At 49.9% G+C, this 17,000-nt stretch carries 19 protein-coding genes; 12 read left to right on the forward strand and 7 right to left on the reverse strand.

The window, feature by feature from the left end; genetic code table 11:
- Positions 1–651 precede the first annotated feature (651 nt).
- The 6 genes from JW984_12515 (at position 652) to JW984_12540 (ending at position 6,630) form a co-directional block, all read left to right on the forward strand.
- Positions 652–1,911, forward strand: a complete 1,260-nt coding sequence (locus tag JW984_12515) for a VWA domain-containing protein (GenBank protein MBN1574011.1) — start codon at positions 652–654, stop codon at positions 1,909–1,911.
- A gap of 335 nt (positions 1,912–2,246) precedes the next feature.
- Positions 2,247–2,846, forward strand: a complete 600-nt coding sequence (locus JW984_12520; protein MBN1574012.1) for a hypothetical protein — start codon at positions 2,247–2,249, stop codon at positions 2,844–2,846.
- Positions 2,847–2,882: 36 nt separating this feature from the next.
- On the forward strand, positions 2,883–3,245 hold the full coding sequence (gene dksA / locus JW984_12525; protein ID MBN1574013.1) for an RNA polymerase-binding protein DksA: 363 nt from the start codon (positions 2,883–2,885) through the stop codon (positions 3,243–3,245).
- Positions 3,246–3,638 carry a polymer-forming cytoskeletal protein gene (locus tag JW984_12530; protein ID MBN1574014.1) on the forward strand — a complete coding sequence of 131 codons (393 nt, stop codon included), beginning with the start codon at positions 3,246–3,248 and terminating at the stop codon, positions 3,636–3,638. It abuts the gene before it with no gap.
- Between the two features lie 386 nt (positions 3,639–4,024).
- Positions 4,025–5,260: a cation:proton antiporter gene (locus JW984_12535; protein ID MBN1574015.1), complete on the forward strand. Its 1,236-nt coding sequence runs from the start codon at positions 4,025–4,027 to the stop codon at positions 5,258–5,260.
- Positions 5,257–6,630, forward strand: coding sequence for a cation:proton antiporter (locus tag JW984_12540; protein ID MBN1574016.1), 1,374 nt, complete (start codon positions 5,257–5,259; stop codon positions 6,628–6,630). The genes JW984_12535 and JW984_12540 overlap by 4 nt, the downstream gene beginning before the upstream one ends.
- Positions 6,631–6,849: 219 nt before the next feature.
- On the opposite strand, the gene atpE is transcribed toward JW984_12540, so the two are convergent.
- The 5 genes from atpE to JW984_12565 form a co-directional block, all read right to left on the reverse strand.
- Positions 6,850–7,233, reverse strand: a complete 384-nt coding sequence (gene atpE / locus JW984_12545; GenBank protein MBN1574017.1) for an ATP synthase F0 subunit C — start codon at positions 7,231–7,233, stop codon at positions 6,850–6,852.
- A 47-nt stretch (positions 7,234–7,280) separates the two neighbouring features.
- Positions 7,281–7,955: a F0F1 ATP synthase subunit A gene (gene atpB, locus JW984_12550; GenBank protein ID MBN1574018.1), complete on the reverse strand. Its 675-nt coding sequence runs from the start codon at positions 7,953–7,955 to the stop codon at positions 7,281–7,283.
- 12 nt (positions 7,956–7,967) lie between these two features.
- Complete coding sequence (locus JW984_12555) at positions 7,968–8,393, reverse strand: ATP synthase subunit I (protein ID MBN1574019.1); 426 nt, start codon at positions 8,391–8,393, stop codon at positions 7,968–7,970.
- The gene (locus JW984_12560; GenBank protein ID MBN1574020.1) at positions 8,365–8,622 is read right to left on the reverse strand and encodes an AtpZ/AtpI family protein; all 258 of its coding nucleotides are present in this window, start codon (positions 8,620–8,622) and stop codon (positions 8,365–8,367) included. Before JW984_12560 ends, JW984_12555 begins: the two co-directional genes overlap by 29 nt.
- Before the next feature lie 135 nt (positions 8,623–8,757).
- Positions 8,758–9,132: a hypothetical protein gene (locus tag JW984_12565; GenBank protein MBN1574021.1), complete on the reverse strand. Its 375-nt coding sequence runs from the start codon at positions 9,130–9,132 to the stop codon at positions 8,758–8,760.
- A 312-nt stretch (positions 9,133–9,444) separates the two neighbouring features.
- Between JW984_12565 and JW984_12570 the strand changes: the two genes are divergently transcribed.
- On the forward strand, positions 9,445–9,639 hold the full coding sequence (locus JW984_12570) for a hypothetical protein (protein ID MBN1574022.1): 195 nt from the start codon (positions 9,445–9,447) through the stop codon (positions 9,637–9,639).
- Between the two features lie 437 nt (positions 9,640–10,076).
- Here the strand turns inward: JW984_12570 and JW984_12575 are convergent, their stop codons facing one another.
- Complete coding sequence (locus tag JW984_12575; protein ID MBN1574023.1) at positions 10,077–10,367, reverse strand: hypothetical protein; 291 nt, start codon at positions 10,365–10,367, stop codon at positions 10,077–10,079.
- Between the two features lie 408 nt (positions 10,368–10,775).
- On the opposite strand from JW984_12575, the gene JW984_12580 reads away from it, so the two are divergent.
- From JW984_12580 to JW984_12600, 5 genes are all read left to right on the forward strand, one after another.
- Positions 10,776–11,960 carry a thiolase family protein gene (locus JW984_12580; GenBank protein MBN1574024.1) on the forward strand — a complete coding sequence of 395 codons (1,185 nt, stop codon included), beginning with the start codon at positions 10,776–10,778 and terminating at the stop codon, positions 11,958–11,960.
- Positions 11,957–13,126 (forward strand): thiolase family protein, encoded by a 1,170-nt coding sequence (locus JW984_12585; GenBank protein ID MBN1574025.1) that lies wholly within the window; start codon positions 11,957–11,959, stop codon positions 13,124–13,126. Before JW984_12580 ends, JW984_12585 begins: the two co-directional genes overlap by 4 nt.
- Before the next feature lie 17 nt (positions 13,127–13,143).
- Entirely contained in the window at positions 13,144–13,620 is a 477-nt protein-coding gene (locus tag JW984_12590) for an OB-fold domain-containing protein (protein ID MBN1574026.1), read from the forward strand.
- 71 nt (positions 13,621–13,691) lie between these two features.
- Positions 13,692–14,174 carry a Zn-ribbon domain-containing OB-fold protein gene (locus JW984_12595; GenBank protein ID MBN1574027.1) on the forward strand — a complete coding sequence of 161 codons (483 nt, stop codon included), beginning with the start codon at positions 13,692–13,694 and terminating at the stop codon, positions 14,172–14,174.
- A gap of 157 nt (positions 14,175–14,331) precedes the next feature.
- Positions 14,332–14,919 (forward strand): hypothetical protein, encoded by a 588-nt coding sequence (locus JW984_12600; GenBank protein ID MBN1574028.1) that lies wholly within the window; start codon positions 14,332–14,334, stop codon positions 14,917–14,919.
- 636 nt (positions 14,920–15,555) lie between these two features.
- Here the strand turns inward: JW984_12600 and JW984_12605 are convergent.
- Positions 15,556–16,905: a TldD/PmbA family protein gene (locus JW984_12605; protein MBN1574029.1), complete on the reverse strand. Its 1,350-nt coding sequence runs from the start codon at positions 16,903–16,905 to the stop codon at positions 15,556–15,558.
- Positions 16,906–17,000 lie beyond the last annotated feature (95 nt).

Below are 17,000 nucleotides of genomic sequence, written 5' to 3' on the forward strand. Positions count from 1 at the left end.
ACTCCGGCTATGGCGGCTGGAATCACCGATCATCTTTGGGAAATCGAAGATATTTTGAATCTTTTAAAATCAAACTGACCCACTACCGAAAATTCAGCAAATAGGAGACGGCGGTCATTTATCAGATATTTGTCGAAGGGCGTTCGAGGCTCCCGAAAAAATGAGGGTCGATTTCCCCGCTGTAAGCGGGTTTTTTTATGAGAAGATGTTGAATTGATATACTTCGTTAATACGATGATTTCGTACTTGAGATAAAAGGCAAGAAACACATCAATATACTTCTGCTTCTTAAAAGTGAATTTGTGGAAAGCAGAATTCGAATTTTGTCAAGGGCGGCCCAAGGGGCCGTCACCCTTGGCGATCAAAACCCTTGACAAAATTCTTTAGAAATCCTGCTATAATAGAGATAATACCGAAGAAAATGATTTATATTAAACATCGGAGGAGTTTGAATATTTTTAGATATTGAATGTCTTTACACTTAAAAAAGATAGAAAGTCATTTTCCCCCGTTAAGAAACATTTTTTTCAAATCTAAAATCCCGAAGAATCGGAGACCAAAATAATTTGGGGAAAAGATTTTTTTAGCGATTCGGAAAATGGAACAACCCTATCCCCATCCTTGTCATAAAGAAAAAATTGGAGGATAACCATGAAAAAGAATAAGGTACTGTTTTTGCTTTTTTCCATCTTCTTTGTCTTGATCGCCGTAACGCCACAAGCCTGGGCGAAAAAGGCGCCCAGGATGGACGTCGTATTTCTTATCGATACGACGGGCTCCATGGACGACGAGATAGCTGTGGTGAAAGAGAGCCTTGTCGACATGATCTCCGAGATCGAGAGCGGAACCCCCGAGCCGGATGTCAGGTTCGGGCTTGTCCTTTACCGGGACAGGGGCGACGAATACGTCACAATGATCTTTAAGCTCACCGACGACACCGACACCATATTAAGAGAGGTCAGGCAGATAAGGGCGACCGGCGGCGGCGACTTGCCGGAGAGCGTCAACGAGGCGCTGCACGTCGCAATCCACGAGATCAACTGGGACAGGAACAAAGACACTGAAAAGACGATCTATCTTATCGGCGACGCAAAGCCCCATTTCTACGAGCAGGACTACCGTTGGGAGGACGAGATCGAGGAGGCCCTCGACAGGTACATCGTAATAAACAGCATCGGCTGCAGCGGCCTGTCGTCCGAGGGTGTCGACATATTCACAAAGATAGCCAAGGGATCGGAGGGAACGTTCCGCTACCTCACATACAGACAGGAATATGTAAAGGCGGACGGAACCAGGGAGAAGGTCATGGTGGCGGGCGGGAGCTACTACGAGATGGACGAGGAGGCGGACGAGAGCCACTGGAAGCTCGGGGCGGACAGGGCAAAGACCAAGGGTATCGCCAAGGAGATGAAGGCTGCGCCCTCATCGGGGTCCGGTTTGAAGGATGGGGGAGGCCTTGAAGGAGCCGTAATCGGGCCGAAGGAGAACAACCTCGATTCCATCTTGACGTCCGACATCAAAAAACGGATGATCGAAAAGGGCGTGAAGTACGGCGACGCCGTGGAATTCGACCTCATCTATTCCGGAACGGCCTCGGCTGTGAAGGAGGAGAAGGAGATCAGCGCGAAAGACAGGGGCGAGCTGAAAAAGCTCCTTAAAGACTACGGTATGGAGAAGGCAAAGATCTCGGGGCTGGATTTCAAGAAGTACAAGGTCTTCGGCTTCATAACAAAAGCGGATGGCGGTTTTACGGATATAAGGATTAAGGAAGTGACCGTCGAGGACGACACCGTAAACGTGACGCTTTTGGGTACTTCAAATAAGGGGGGCGCAAAGGACACGTCCAGGGCAATCCTTATAGCAGTTCCTGTCTCGGAAAAGGCGATAGCGAACTACTACTTCGCCAAGTAGGAGACAATTTCCCCAAAAATCGTCGGGGCGGCGGGATAATATTCCGCCGCCCCTCCCTCTAATATATGCCAATTTCAAGGCTGCCGTAATAAACAACATCAAATAAAAGAATATACGGCACTTCATTTCGAGTCTTTAGACACATTTTTTCTTTTTATATTGACTTTGCCCATAAAGTCTAATATAATATTTTATTTTAGTAATGGAAAATGTCTGCGTTTTGGAGACCTGATTCCATTAGCTCCTGTTTTATAAGAATAATAAAATCTATCTGATTTGAAAAAAAGTCGTTATATCTGATCCTTAGCCTTGGTTGGATATTGCAGCTTCAAAAAATGAAAGACAAAAAGGGAAAAAAGAAGGGAGATGAGGAAGAGAAGGGATTAAAGGAAGACAAGGACGCCAAGAAAGAAGACACACAGTTGGAATTCAACATAAAGGGCATCCTTGTATACCCCTATTTTATTGCGATTCTCCTTTCGTTTTTACTTATCTATTTATGTATCCTGAAAAGCGATCCAAGCATAAAGATATTTGTTCTTGTGGCGGTGTTGACCCCTTTTTATTACTTCTTTTTGGAGTTGGTTTCCCGTAAAATCGTTATCTCTAAAGATAGCATCCTTATCAGGAAGCTATTAAGGAAAAAGACGATATTGATTAAAGATATTGTACAGGCGGGGACGGCGAGCTTTAAGAGCAAGACATATGTCTTCTTAGATCTCAAGAGGGGTGGTCCCGTTATCATTTCAAATACTTACGGGCGGTTCAGAGAACTCTTAAATACATTATCTGTACTATTAGGAGAGAGGAGGCTGGCGGAAAACTTCAAAAAGCTTCCCGAATCGAGCTATACAAGGTATTCTGATGTCATAAGCACATGGGTAGCGATTTTGGTCTTTATCTCAATAATTATTCTAAGATTATTAGATAACTAGAGCACAATAGCATTTTTAAAGAGGTTTTAACTCCCCATGGATAAAAAGACCGCCCAAAAATTCAAGAAATTACTGGAGGCCAGGCTCGAGGAGCTCCTGGCCGAGGCCACCGATACAGTTTCAGAGATGACCCGCACAAAAGAGGACTTTCCGGACCCGACCGACAGGGCCTCCCACGAATCGGATAGAAACTTCGTGCTGCGTATCCGCGACAGAGAGAGAAAACTGATTGTGAAGATACAAGAAGCCCTGGCGAGGATAGAGAACGGCACTTTTGGAATATGTGATGAGTGTGGAGAGCCGATCAGCGAGAAGAGGCTCAGGGCCAGGCCCGTAACCACCCTTTGCATTCATTGCAAGACCGAGGCGGAAAACAAGGAGAAACAGGGAAATTCCTAAATGAGTAAAAAAAGAGAGAATCACACTACGGACGAAGAATCGAAAGGTTATGTAGAAGAATCCATCAATTACCTCGGCCCCGGTAACATCATTGACGGAAAGATTGTACTTAAAGGGAGGACCATCGTCGAAGGCTCCGTCATCAAAGGCAAGATATATTCAACCGAGAAGGACTCCGAGCTGGTCATCGGCCCCGGATCGGAGATCACCGGTGAGATAAAATCGGAATCGATTATCCTGAACGGAACGATGGATGGTAAAATCTCTTCGCGAAAAGTTCTGATACAGGGAAATGGAGTGCTTGTCGGGGAGGTAATAACAAACCGTGGTCTCGAAGTCGAAGTGGGCGCCAAGATGTCCGCGACGGTCAGAATGAAAAAGAAAAAACAATAACCCGATCCTTTTCACCTACCAAATCTTTCCCGCATATAATATAATACGCTTACAAATCGGTCTGCTAAAAAAGATTGCGATCATGGATTAGAGACGCCATTTCACGCAGATAACAGCCTGTTTGCGGAAGGGGAGATAATCCATATTCTCCACGACGGGGCCTTCAGTGATGAAGTGAATCTCAAACGCCACCCGCCGATGCGCCTTGAAAAAGATCGATTTTGTATTCAAACCAATAGACCTTTTATTTGACCTCTTGATTAAAAAAGCAGGTCATGGATGGTGCCGGGCATATAAGATCGCCTCGCCGAATGCGGGCATAGAGGTCTTCACCGTTTTTTTCCCCCCGTTTTAGGGAGGAACATCCCCGATCAGGGGATCAGCCTATGAAAGAGATTTTCGGTCTTGCCCTCGTGGTAATCCTGTCCCTCGTCGGATACAGGTGGATCTACACCAACACGAGGAGGGCAAAATACATCTCGCCGATCATATTTTCGGAATTCCTCTACATCCTTCTGGGCCTCCTTGTCGGCCCGACCTTTCTGAACTTCCTCGATGCCGGGATACTGAAGGCCCTAACACCTCTGGTTTTCCTCGGACTTGGCTGGATAGGGATCCTCTTCGGGATACAGCTTAAATTCAAGGATATCGTCAAGTTCCCGAAAAGCTTCTTGGGGATAACGGTACTCCAGTCGATCGTTTCGGCCGTTCTTGTCTTTCTCGCCCTAATGCTCTATCTGACCTTAAGTGGCCGGACAGAATTTTATCCCAAGGGGCTAATAACCGCCTCTCTCTTTGTGTTTGCCTCCATGGCGGCGTGCACCTCCCAGGCCTCTCTCGCCACCGTAAGCAGGGAGGTGAAGGGAAGCAAAAATAGAAACGTCATAAACCTTATGAGATACATCTCGTCGCTGGATGACATGGTCGCAATACCGCTGGTCGGAATCGCCTTCGCATACGAGGGCTTTCACACGATCGGAGGGGAAATCTATTTCAGATGGTGGGATATGCTCCTCTCGACCGTTCTCTTGGGCCTCCTCTCCGGCTTCATCTTAAATCTCATTATTCGCATGACCGGAGACAGGAGGGAGCTCCTTCTCGTTATCATCGGGATGATTATACTCTCGGTCGGGGGCGCCGGTTATCTCAACGTCTCCCCGCTCCTTATGACCGCAATCTCGGGAATGGTTCTTGCGAATCTAAACCCGAAGCGGGACGAGATCATGGAGATACTCCTTCTCGGTGAAAAGCCGATCTTTCTCATCTTTCTGATAATCGTGGGCGCCCTCCTCGAGTTTTCAGGACTTGTGCTGATAGTGGTCCCCATATACATAGGGATGCGGCTTTTTGGAAAGGTCTTCGGGGGATTCGGGTCATCACTTGTATTTAAAACCTATTTCAAGATACCGAGAAATATCGGCCTCGGGTTGATCCCCCAGGGATCGATGGCCGTGGCGATCGCACTGTGCTTCTACCAAGCCGTTCCCGATCCCCTGGGGGGGCTGATCGTCTTTTCGGCGGCGGCGTCGGTCCTCTTCAACGAGGCCCTGGCCCCCGGGGCGATCTGGTTTGTCCTTGAAGACGCCCAAAAAGACAACCGGATAACGGCGGGCACAAAATGAGATACCTTTTCCCGTTGATGGCAATAACAGTCGTTTTCTACGGGCTGGTCTCGCTCCCCTTCGACGGGGCCATGGAGAGGGGTGGAGTTGCGATAAGCATCGGCTTTCTTATGCTCTCCTCATACTTCATGGGGGGTATAGCCGAAAAGGCCAAGCTTCCCAGGATAACCGGTTATCTCGCCTGTGGAATTCTTTTCGGGCCCCATCTCCTGGGGCTGGTGGATTCGGAAACGGTCGTCGAGATGAGGTTCATAGACGGCCTGGCTCTTACCTTTATCGCCCTTGCCGCCGGGGGCGAGTTGAAGATCCCGGGACTGAAAGAGAGGATTAAGGTAATCGCCTTAAACATCCTTTTTCAGGTTACGGCGATCTTCTTCGGCTGCGTTGTCATACTCTTTTTTCTCGGCCCGATATACGGCGTCATCCCCCCAAACAACATCTCGATAGCGGTAACGGCAGGTCTCGTAACGGCATCCGTCATGGCGTCCCTCTCCCCGTCGACAATGATGGCCGTGATAAGCGAGACGAGGGCGGCCGGGCCCTTCACGGAGAGCATCATGGGGATCACCGTTGCGATGGATGTGGTTGTGTTGATCCTCTTTACGCTGTCGGTCACCTTCGGGGGGCTTTTCGTCAATCCGGGGGGCGATTTGAACTCCAATATAGTTTTCATCCTCGTATTCGAGATAGTCGGAAATATCGGGGTCGGGGCCCTCTTGGGAATTGGCCTCATCAACTATATCAAGTACGTCAACAGGGATCTCTCTGTGATTCTCCTCCTCTTTGCCCTTCTTATTACGAGCCTCGCCCAATTCTTCTCGGAATACCTCACGGGGATATGGGGGTTCAACATCGTCATCGAGCCACTGCTGATCGCAATCACGGCGGGATTTGTGGTGGAAAATCTGTCGCCCAAGGGCGACGAGCTTTTAAAGACGATCGATGAAAGCTCGCTTCCCATATACGTGATCTTTTTTGCCGTGGCCGGGGCATCCCTGGATCTCAAGATCGTATCCAATGTTTGGGCCTTGACGCTTATCATAATGGGCTATCGTCTCTTCGCCCTCTTCACCGGGAGTCTTGCCGCCGGACGAATCCTGAAAGAGCCGAAAATCGAGAGCCGATGGATGGGAATATCGTACACGGCCCAGGCGGGAGTCTCCATAGGACTTGCGGTCAAGCTGGGAGCTATTTTTCCCGACTGGGGCGTTCCCGTGGCCTCTTTGATCCTCTCCGTTGTGACCTTAAACCAGATAGTCGGACCCGTATTTCTAAAGCTGGCCCTTGAAAGGGTTGGAGAGACAAAAAAGAGGGGAAAAAATCCTTTACATTATCGAAAGAATCGAGGCAAGATCGAAGTTACAGGCTGACCAAGGGATTTAAGACTCTTTCGGAAAAGCGGATGATGAGGGGACGGTTCCGATCCCGGCATAAAGCGAAAAGGATTGGAGACGATTGTTCGCCGGAAATTGAGCAAATGTCTTCCGTGGCTTCCAATTTTGGGGGTCGAGTTTATCCCCGGGGATGTGCAATCAGAATCCCCGGGGATTTCTATCTTTAAGAAAAGTTTTTTCCCTGATAAATCAACTTTAGCCTAAAATGGCCCCGAATAAACGCAGGAACGGATTCGCAAATATCAAAACAAGGGCAACGATAAGCGCGTATATCGCCAGAGACTCAATCATGGCGAGTCCGATCATCATTGTGGTAAGTATCCTACCGAATGCGTCCGGATTACGGGATACACCGTCAACGGCGCCCCTAACGGCGTTACCCATGCCAATTCCTGTCCCGAAGGAGCCTAAACCCATGGCAGCAGCCGCGGCAAAAACCACGGCTACGAAGAACGGAACGTACTCTGCGGCAAGGAGTTTTACCTCAACGGCCTCTTCGGCGTGATCCTGCGCGAACGCGAGCGCGGCGGTTGCTACCATCAATACAAAAAACAGGGTTACAATTAACTTCTTAGACATAAGATATCTCCTTTTCTTTCTACATCTTCTATAAAACAAGTCTATCTTTAATGAGCCTCCTCCATCGCCCCGCTTATGTAAAGCATCGTCAACAGGACGAACACAAAGGTCTGAAGGGCACTCGTTAACAACATAAGAAACATTATCGGAAGGGGCATAATATAAGGCATCAGAAAAAGCAGAATCAAAAGCACCAGGTCTTCGCCCTGGATGTTCCCGAAAAGCCTCACTGAAAGGGAAAGAGGCCTCGAGAGATGGCTTATCACCTCGATAGGCAGCATCAATGGAATAAGCCACCAGACCGGCCCGATAAACTGCTTTATATATTTGAAGCCGTGCATCTTGGCCCCAACGAAGTGTGTAATGAAAAAGACCACCACCGCCATGGCCGCGTTTGTGTTCAGGTTTGCCGTGGGAGAGTTAAATCCGGGGATAACGCCCACGAGGTTCGCCGTGAATATGAACAGGGCCTCGGCCACCAGAAGGGGCATAAAGGCCATTCCCTTCTCGCCCATAGTCTCCCTGACGAGGTTCCCGAGTGCCAGGATGATAAGTTCTATGACGTTTTGCACCGGATTCGGCACTATGGACGCCCTTTTCATGTAGAAATAGGCCAGAAAAGAGAGAAAAATCATTATCAGCCAGGTATAGGTTACGTGCGGATATTCTTCCAGCCCTAAAAATTTGTCTAAATATCCGAGAAACAGTATTGGATGTTCCATGAACTTGAGCTCCTAATTAGTCTTGGACAGCAGTAATGCAACTATAAAGCTGTTTATCGCAACAACGGACGCCCCCACGAAGATGGCCAGTGGACTCGCCCAACCGCCCTTCAATGGGAAGTAGATAATAAGGCCGGAGAGTATGATCCTTATATAAAATCCAAAGACGGTAGATGAGGTGCCCCTCTTTATTTGCCTTTCCTCATCGGGATTTCCGATATCCCTTCTGGATGCGGCCAAGAGGAGGCCATTAAGAGACCTGTAAAGCCCCACATGGTTTAAAACCGCCACCACCCCCCCCACAATGACCCCGAGGGCGAATTCCATGGAAAAGGCGAGCAGCCCTATCAGAGAGAAGAGGATCATTACGACCATACTTCCAGCTATGACGATCCAAAACGAATTCGTCTCAATCCTCTTGATCGTCTCCCTCTTCATCCTCATCATCGTATTCGAGTCCGTACTTCTTGAAGATATAAAACATATTTCTGAAACCGGCTATTATCCCAAATGCCAGAAAAATCAGCGTAAACCACGGTTCAGTGTCGAATTTTCGGTCAATAAAAATTCCAATAGCGAGGCCCATGACGATGGCCAAGACAAGGGAAAACCCGATACTGCTTAGATGCAAAACCTGTTTAAGAAGTTTTTTGTCTTTCTCTTTCACTGCTTTTTATTGAATCACCTCTTATTCCTGTCATACCCCGCATTTACATCCCCCCTCCCCCTCTCATTCCCCCCATCCCTCACCCCCTCCATCCCTCATCCCCTATCCTCTTACCACTCATCCCTCGACCCCCCGTCAATCATCCAGCCCTTTTGTAAGCCCCCAGACTTGATCCAGGGACAAAGTGAAGTATATCCCCATACCGGTTTCGGTGAAATCCCCTATCGATTTTTCTATCCCGTCCACTATTTCGGCTATCAAATCCTCTCTCACAATGGTTAGAATGGTTTTGTTGCTCGGCCTCGAGCTGGAGAGGAGGTCGCTGAAGCTGGCGAATATCGGGATATCTTTTGATACAATCCTTCCCATTCCGACGGAGTCAATTATCGTGGCGCCGCTCACTCCCAGCTCCAAGAAAAGGGTCAGGATATCATCCAAGTACTCCGTTCTATTTAGAATAATGATGAAAAGCTTGAGATTTTCATTCACTTGCGGTTTTCCTTTGCCCATATAAATTCTTTGTTATCACGAAAAGGCAAGGAAGTCAACCGCGTTCCGGTGGTTTTAAAAGAGCAAGGTTTGCGGAGGAAAACGGCGGCTATCTTACCACTCCATTTACCTTCGATGTCCTACCAAATATATGAATGAATGCTCATTCAAGGAAACAAAAATAACATAACAGATAATTAGTGTCAAGAAAAATTTAGCTGTAAAAAATTTCCTTTTGAATCAAGCACTTCTTTAAAAACTTCCGAAAAATTCTACACTATCTCAGACGGCGCCGTAAATACTCCACTTTATGGAAATAGTAGTGTTAAGCTCTTGGCTCCAAAAGGAACGGTTTTTAAGATCACTTCACTCGGACATAATGAAGTCTACTTCTGGGACGAAAACGGCGTGGTAAAATGCGAAGCCGTATATTCGGTACTATCTCCCGAGGTTACAGAGAGGCTTGAGAAGATGAATATCCCCAAGCTCAACAAGGCCTTGGAGATATACCTTAAAAACAAATGGTGATAAAAATCGGGTAAATATGACTTTCATATATAGATTATTTGAAATCGGAAAGAATAAACTTGAATTTTTACCCTCGGATATGGCGAAGCCTAATATTTGGGCGATGACTCAAAAATGTAAATACAAATTCAGCTATTAGGTAAACCACCCGGAGATTAAGGCAGGGTTTAAGGGATTTGAGAGCCCCGAAATTGATTACACCTTTGCGGCAAATATAAACGGGTAACGGCGATAGTCTTAAACAAAATATCGGTGAAGAAAAGAGACTGCCGAAAGGATCTCAATCCCAATTTGAATACCATCAACTATCAAACCATCAGACAATTTGGAGGAGAGGACGATCCAATCCATACTATATCTTTTGGATATAAAGAATTACTCTCATCCAAAAACAGCTTGAGTTGATAATTTAATTTGCCGAGACAGACGGGTTAGGTTCAGGCGTTCTTTTTGAAAAGCTCTTCCAACTTCGCCTTGGCGTGTTCCACCTCGCCCCCGGAGTTCCCATCCCTCTTTTCCAACTTGAAGCGAAAGTAATCGCAGAAGTTGTTTCCACCCTTATTCCCCACAAACTCGCTCTGGGGCTCCTTGCACTGGTTGTAACTCCCGGAATCGTAGAAGATACAATTGTAGCAGATGCGCAGGTCCATTCCGCAAGCGGGACAGGTGTCTCTGACGGAGATGTAGTCGGAGATTATCGGCTCTTTACATTGATGACAGAATTTCATTTTGTTTTCAAGTCGCTTTAAAATAGTGATTAAAAGTGTTTAAAGATTGATTGAAGGTTATACTAATTCAATTATCTTGTATTCTCAGAACGTTCAAGGACAGGGATTTTATAGATATTTTGGATATACTGAACTATTGTCTAAGATATTCTCAAATCTTCAACTTGTGACGGGGTCTATCGTCGTTCCATTTAAAAGGTTATAGCTTTTTTATATGACAGGGCCGATAATGTCAATAAAAAAATTAAAAAAATTCGTATACCTTTATTTCTTGACTGATTAGTCAATCTATGATAAGGATTTTGTAATTTTATAAACCGATTTCTGTTGAAGGGGGGTGTTTTAAAACTGTACTGCAAAGCGGATTCCTGGAAGGATTTTCTCACTTAAAGAAAGGGAGGAATTTATATGTTACGAAAAGTAGCCATTGTCAGCGCCCACCAGACGAAATTTGAAGAGAAGAAGGCGGACGAGCGCTTCCAGGAGATGTGCTACCCGCTGGTTAGAAAATGTCTTGACGACACGGGGCTCGTTTTTGTTCCGGGAAGGGGAATAGATTTTGCCATAACGTGCTCCGACGACTTTTTCGATCAGCGTACCATCTCCGACGGACCTATGGGCGACCTTGTGGGAACTGGAAGGTGGGGAGGGGAGGAAAAGGTCGCCTGCGACGGTGCAGAGGCGATCCAATACGCCGCGGCGGGGATAGCCTCGGGACACTACGACATAGTCATCGTCCTCGCCCACGCGAAGGAATCACAGGTAGATTCGAGGAACATAGTGACCTTCCACGCCTTCGAGCCTTTCTACACGAGATTTTTGGGCATGGACTATACCCAAGCCCTGGGCCTCCAGGCCGAATCTTACATGAACAAATGGGGCGTCACGGAAAAACAGCTGGCGGCGATAGCCGTCAGGGCGGCCAAAAACGGGGCGAAGAATCCGAACGCCCAACGCACCGGGAGCATCAAGGTGGACGACGTCATGAAATCGAAGGTAGTGGTCTCGCCGATCAAGGAGCTCGACCTCTATCCCGTAAGCGATGGGGCGGTCTGCATGATCCTCGCCGAGGAGACGAAGGCCAGGGTACTGACCGACAAGCCGGTCTGGATTACCGGCTACGGAAACTGCTACGATTCCTACTACCTCGGAGACAGGAACCTCTACGAGTCGACCAGCCTCCCTAAAGCGGCTTGGAGCGCTTACCGCATAGCCGGTATTATCGATCCGATGGAGGAGTTTGACATAGCCGAGATCAGCGTCCAGGCCACCTATCAGGAGCCGCTCTGGTACGAGGGACTTGGGCTCGCCGAACAGGGAAAGGGTATGGAGCTTTTCGAGTCGGGGAAGACCGATATGGGGGGGAAGCTCCCGGTCAACCCGTCGGGCGGCCAGCTTTGCGGAAATCCCCTTTTGCTCTCCGGCATCGTAAGGGGGGCGGAGGCCTTTCTCCAGCTCAGGGGTGAGGCCAACGGCTATCAGGTAAAGGGAGCCGGAAGGGCGCTGGTACACGGCACGGCCGGGCCTGCGGGACAGTTCCACACGGTTTTGGTCCTTGAAAACGACAAGGCACAAGAGGGGGGGAAATCATGACTAAGAGAATGAGAAACGTCGCCATCTCCGGGATCGGTCAGACCCGCCACCGCGGACACCGGGAGGACGTCAACATGGTGGAGCTCGTCGCCGAGGCCGTAGAGGAGGTCCTCGCCGATTCTAAGATGGATCTCAAAGACATCGACTGCATAGTGCACGGCAACATGGAGCTCTTCGAGGGGATCCACCAGCCGGACATGTGGCACGTCTTGGGTGACGGCGCCTACGGAAAGGCGGGCTTCAGGATTACCACGGGAGGCACCACGGGCGCCACGATAGCCTGTTCCGCCGACCACCTCGTCGCGTCCGGAATGTACGACTCGGTCCTGGCGATCGGGTGGGAAAAGCAGGAGGAGGGGATGACGACCACGGGAATCACCAACATGGCCGACCCACTCTGGGAGCGGGAGGTGCAGACCGGCGCCATAACCGGAACCCACGGCGTTATGATGATGAACAAGTTCGGGGAGCCGGCAAACCAGGCCGCGGCGGAGCTGAGGGTCTTGATGGCGAACAACGCCAGGAAGAACTACAAGGCGCATCTCAGGATCGAGATCACGAGGCAGGACGTCCTGGAGTCGAGGGTCCTGGCATGGCCGCTTCGGCTTCTTCACATGTGCCCGGAGTCGAACGGGGCCTGCGCAGTCCTGTTCGTCTCGGAGGAGCTGGCGAAGAAGCTTCCGCAAAAACCGGTCTGGATGCACGACCATGTAACGGTCCACCGCCAGGAGACCTTCGATCTGGTAAACATGGGCGATCTCGACACCCACGGCGAGGCCGCAAGAACGCTCTATGCCAGAAACGGGATCGTAGATCCGATAAAGCAGATAGGGGTGTTCGAGATGTACGATCCCCAAAGCTGGTGGGCCCTCGACTGGATTGGGAAATTCCTGATGCTCGAAAACGGTGAGCAGATCGAAATGGTCTTGAACGGCGATTTCGCCATAGACGGCAAGTTTCCGCTTAATCCATCGGGGGGCGTGGTATCGTCGAACCCGATAGGCGCCACGGCAATCATAAGGGTTGCGGAAGCGGCCCTCCAGATCCGCGGAAACGCCGGCGACCACCAGGTTCCTAAAGACGTCAAGCTTGCCCTGTCCTCTGGATTCGGCGGGACTTTCTGGACGGTATTTCATCTTCTGGGAGCCGAAAAGCCGGACAAATAGAAAAGGAGGTTTTACCTATGGGTACCAAGACAGATAAAGAGGGAAGGGAGATCGTCGAGATCCGCTACGAGATGGCGATCCCGGGAACCTTTTCCACGGGGCCGATCATGGGACACATGCTCAACAAGCTCAAGGACAAGGAGCTGTGGGGAAACCGATGCGGCAAGTGCCGGAACGTCCTCTTTCCTCCGAAGATCGTTTGTCCCAAGTGCTTCGAAGAGCCGACCGAGTGGGTGAAGCTGGACGAATGGGGCTACATCGCCACATTCGACGTGGTCCACTTCCCCACGGTAAATCCGCTTACCGGGATTATGAGGGAGGTCCCCTACACGACCCTTATCGTCGCCCTCCCCAACGGCGGCGGATTTTTCCACTTCTGCCTCGAACACGACCCGGAAAAGCTCGCTCCGGGGAAGAGGGTCGTTCCGGTCTGGAAGGAAAAACGGGAGGCCCGCCCATCCGATCTTGAGGGTTGGGTGCTGGCGGAGGATTAATCATTTGGCAATAGTTTACAATGATCTGGCAATAATCGAGCGGATTGAAATGAAAACAAAGGGAGAAAGATATGTATACAACAGATAAACTGCCGCTGGATCAGAAAGACTGCTTCGGCAAGAGGGGCCTGATGAGCATCCCCTACCGCTACTTCGCCGGAGTGTTTTTATCCAGGGCGCTGATCGCTCTCAGGGACGAAAAGAAGATCTTGGGTGCGAGGTGCGAAAAATGCGACAAGGTCTACTTTCCGCCGCGCTCCCGCTGCGAGAGGGACTTCTCGAAGATGACGGAGCTTGTGGAAGTCGGCCCCGAGGGAACCGTCGAGGAGTTCACAGTGGTCAACTACGAGGAAGAGTATTTCAAGAAGTTCTGCCCCATGCTCGACATCCCCTACACGATGGCCCTGATCAGGCTCGACGGGGCGTCGACGAAGATACTTCATCGAATCCCAGGGGACAAGGTCAAGAGGGGAGACCGCGTAAGGCCCAAGTGGCTTGATGACGACCAGAGGGAGGCGATGATCACCGATATCGAGTATTTCGAGAAGGTGTGACAACAAAACGGTATCAAGTTAAATCCCAAGAGTAATTTAAATAATCAAGGGCGCACGGGATATCTTCCCGTCGCCCTTTTTTAAGCGGGATTTTTTTATCCTTGATAAAAACAGAAAATGTGATATATATATTTCTCGTTCCTTTAAGGTATACTTAATGAAGAAAAGAAACCATTCGTTATCTTTCACGGCCGCTTTTGTGGTTGTCTTCTTTTTTGGGGCTTCGCTCTTCTTAACGGGGGCCCCTCCTGCCTCGGCGCGAACGGTCAAGGCAAAGGTCAAGGTTGTAAATATCAGCTACTTTGACAAAGGAGCCGATATAACCGATGCAGATCTCATCCGACTTGCGATTGAGGAGACCGAGGGCAACGAAAACCTCTTTCCTAAAATCAACGGCTTGACGTTAAAGTCGGGGGGCGAAAAGCTGCCCTACAGCCCCGGGGTTGCAATACCCGCCGCACCCTTTTCCTTCTATGGAGGACCGGATCCCAAAAAGAGGCTCGAGTTCATCTCCATTTCCTCATCGAGACAGGCGGGGAAATATGACATTGCGGTTGTCGGCTCCGACGGCTCGATAAGAAAGTACGACAAAGAGATCGTGATCGACAACGTCAATAAGATAATTAGAACATACGAAACGATAGAAATAAAAGGGGAAGATGTAATTCTCCTGTTCATCCGGGACATTAAGGTAATCCAGTTCAAAGACGTCAGGCCCGAGGGCCATGACCAAACGCCTGGGTGAAAAAAGGGGAGCTCCCTGAGGTACAGGGAAGTTTACGATGAAACAACGGGTACCTGGATAATAAGAGGAAAGAAGTGCGGATCGGTTCGGGACAGCAATGACTGAGCTTTTATATCGGGAGACCGCCGTCCGTTGATTTGGGCTTTTGGGTTGGCCATGATTTGGTGTCGGTCGAACTCTATTGTTTCCCAACACTGCCCCTCGATTGAATGACGCTGCCCCTTGATGGAAGTCTTTACGTATCATGTACTACACCGGGGACCGGATGTCGATAGGGATGGGATGTCGATGGGGATGGAAATGTCGATGTAAATGCGAGCTCTTGTTTATTGTTTTTTCCTATCGCCACCTTTTGGGCCTTTCTCGGACGATACCCTCAACCGCTAATGTTATCACTGTCTTTTAAAGGGGGATTTATAAATCCCGACTCCTTCGGCAGCCTCCGTTACCTTATTTATTCAAGAAGTGCTTAAAATCCGTTATCTTTGTTCCTGGGCGGTAGTTTGCAGGCTCTCATAAACGCCCCTTTAACCTGGTCGTCAAGACAGTCCTTCCCAGATCACCTTACCCCCTTTACGACTGAAAGTTTCCTTCGTGAGTTGAATTCACACCGTTTATTGCTTCAAATTCATCGAGCTATTCGCCGCTCAGCTCCACCTCGGAGATCAACAGAGACGGCGCCCCGATGTTTCCAAAGAACTTTAGGTCGGATCCCACCGCCGCAATCTTTGAGAAGAGGCCCATAAGGTCACCGGATACCGCCGCCTCCTTGAAGGGTTGGGAGCGCCTGCCGTCCTCGAATATGAAGCCGGAGGCCCCCACGGAGAACTCCCCTGTCACGGGATTCGCCGTGTGCACACCCATCAGCTCGGAGATGATTATACCCCGCCCCGCCCTTTTAAGGAGTGAGTCCGCATCTTCCACCCCCGGGACGATATAGAAATTATTTACGCCGGAAGAGGGGGGCGCCGTCACCCCGCCCCGAACGGAAGACCCGGTCGGATCCACCCCGGCCCTCCCCGCATTCAGGAGATCGTAGAGAAATCCCTCGACCACACCTTTGGCAACAAGCGAGTTTCTTCTCTGCGGCACGCCCTCCCCGTCCACGGGAAAGGTCCCGATCCCCCCCGGGAGGAGGCCGTCGTCGACAATCGTCAGCTCAGAAGAGATTATCTTTTTACCGCCCTTTCCCTTAAAAATGGACTTCCCCTTCAGGACGTTTTCCCCCAGAAACGACGGCGCCAGCACATCTAAGAGGTCGGAAACGACCTCCCTCGTCAGGAGGGCCGTGAACCTTCCGGTGGGCGCCCTCTTTGCCCCGAGCATCGAGACCGCCTTAATCCCGGCCCCTCTCCCGACTTCCCGGGGGGCCAAATCCGCGTATTTAATGGAGGAATCGACATCCCACCCCATCTCCTGGTCGCCATTCTCCTGCGCCACCGCCATTAGCTGGGCGGTGACGTAGCTCTTTTTGTAGCCCACGTCGACGCCGTTGGAGTTTCTCAAAAACACACGGGAAAGCGCCTCGGAGTACTGGGCGCTCCTCACCCTCTTGACCCTCTTGTCGACGGAGAGCGCCCCTGCCTCTACCTCCCTCGCCCGCTCGACCTTCTCCTCTATCGGGACCCCCTCTATTGAGTCGTCGAATATGAGCCCCGCATCCGGGACGGGAGAGGGGGCCGACAGCGCGTAATGCTCGTCCGGGGTCGAGTTCTTCGCGCTCGATATGGCGTCGTCGACCATATCGGCCAAGGCGCCGTTGTCCGGGTGGGTGGAGAACGAAAATCCCATCCCGCCGTTGACGATGACCCGAAGGCTTACGCCGTACGGCTCCGAGAACCTGAAGTCCTCCACCTCCCCCCCCTCGGAGGATATGGTGAGGAGTTTCGAGGCGCGATAGTAGACCTCGGATTCGGCTACGCCCTTCTTTTTGAGCAGGGCGAATATTCTTTCGGATATCTCGTTGAAGTTCCGTCCGTGATTCATAGGGATACCTTTAATTTGGCTTTAAGTTAGCTTTGAGTTGGATATTTATTGTGGAGAGAATGATAGCAGAAAAACGTGAGGATGTCAAAGGTGAG

This window comes from Candidatus Zymogenus saltonus, from assembly GCA_016929395.1.
Taxonomy (GTDB): domain Bacteria; phylum Desulfobacterota; class Zymogenia; order Zymogenales; family Zymogenaceae; genus Zymogenus; species Zymogenus saltonus.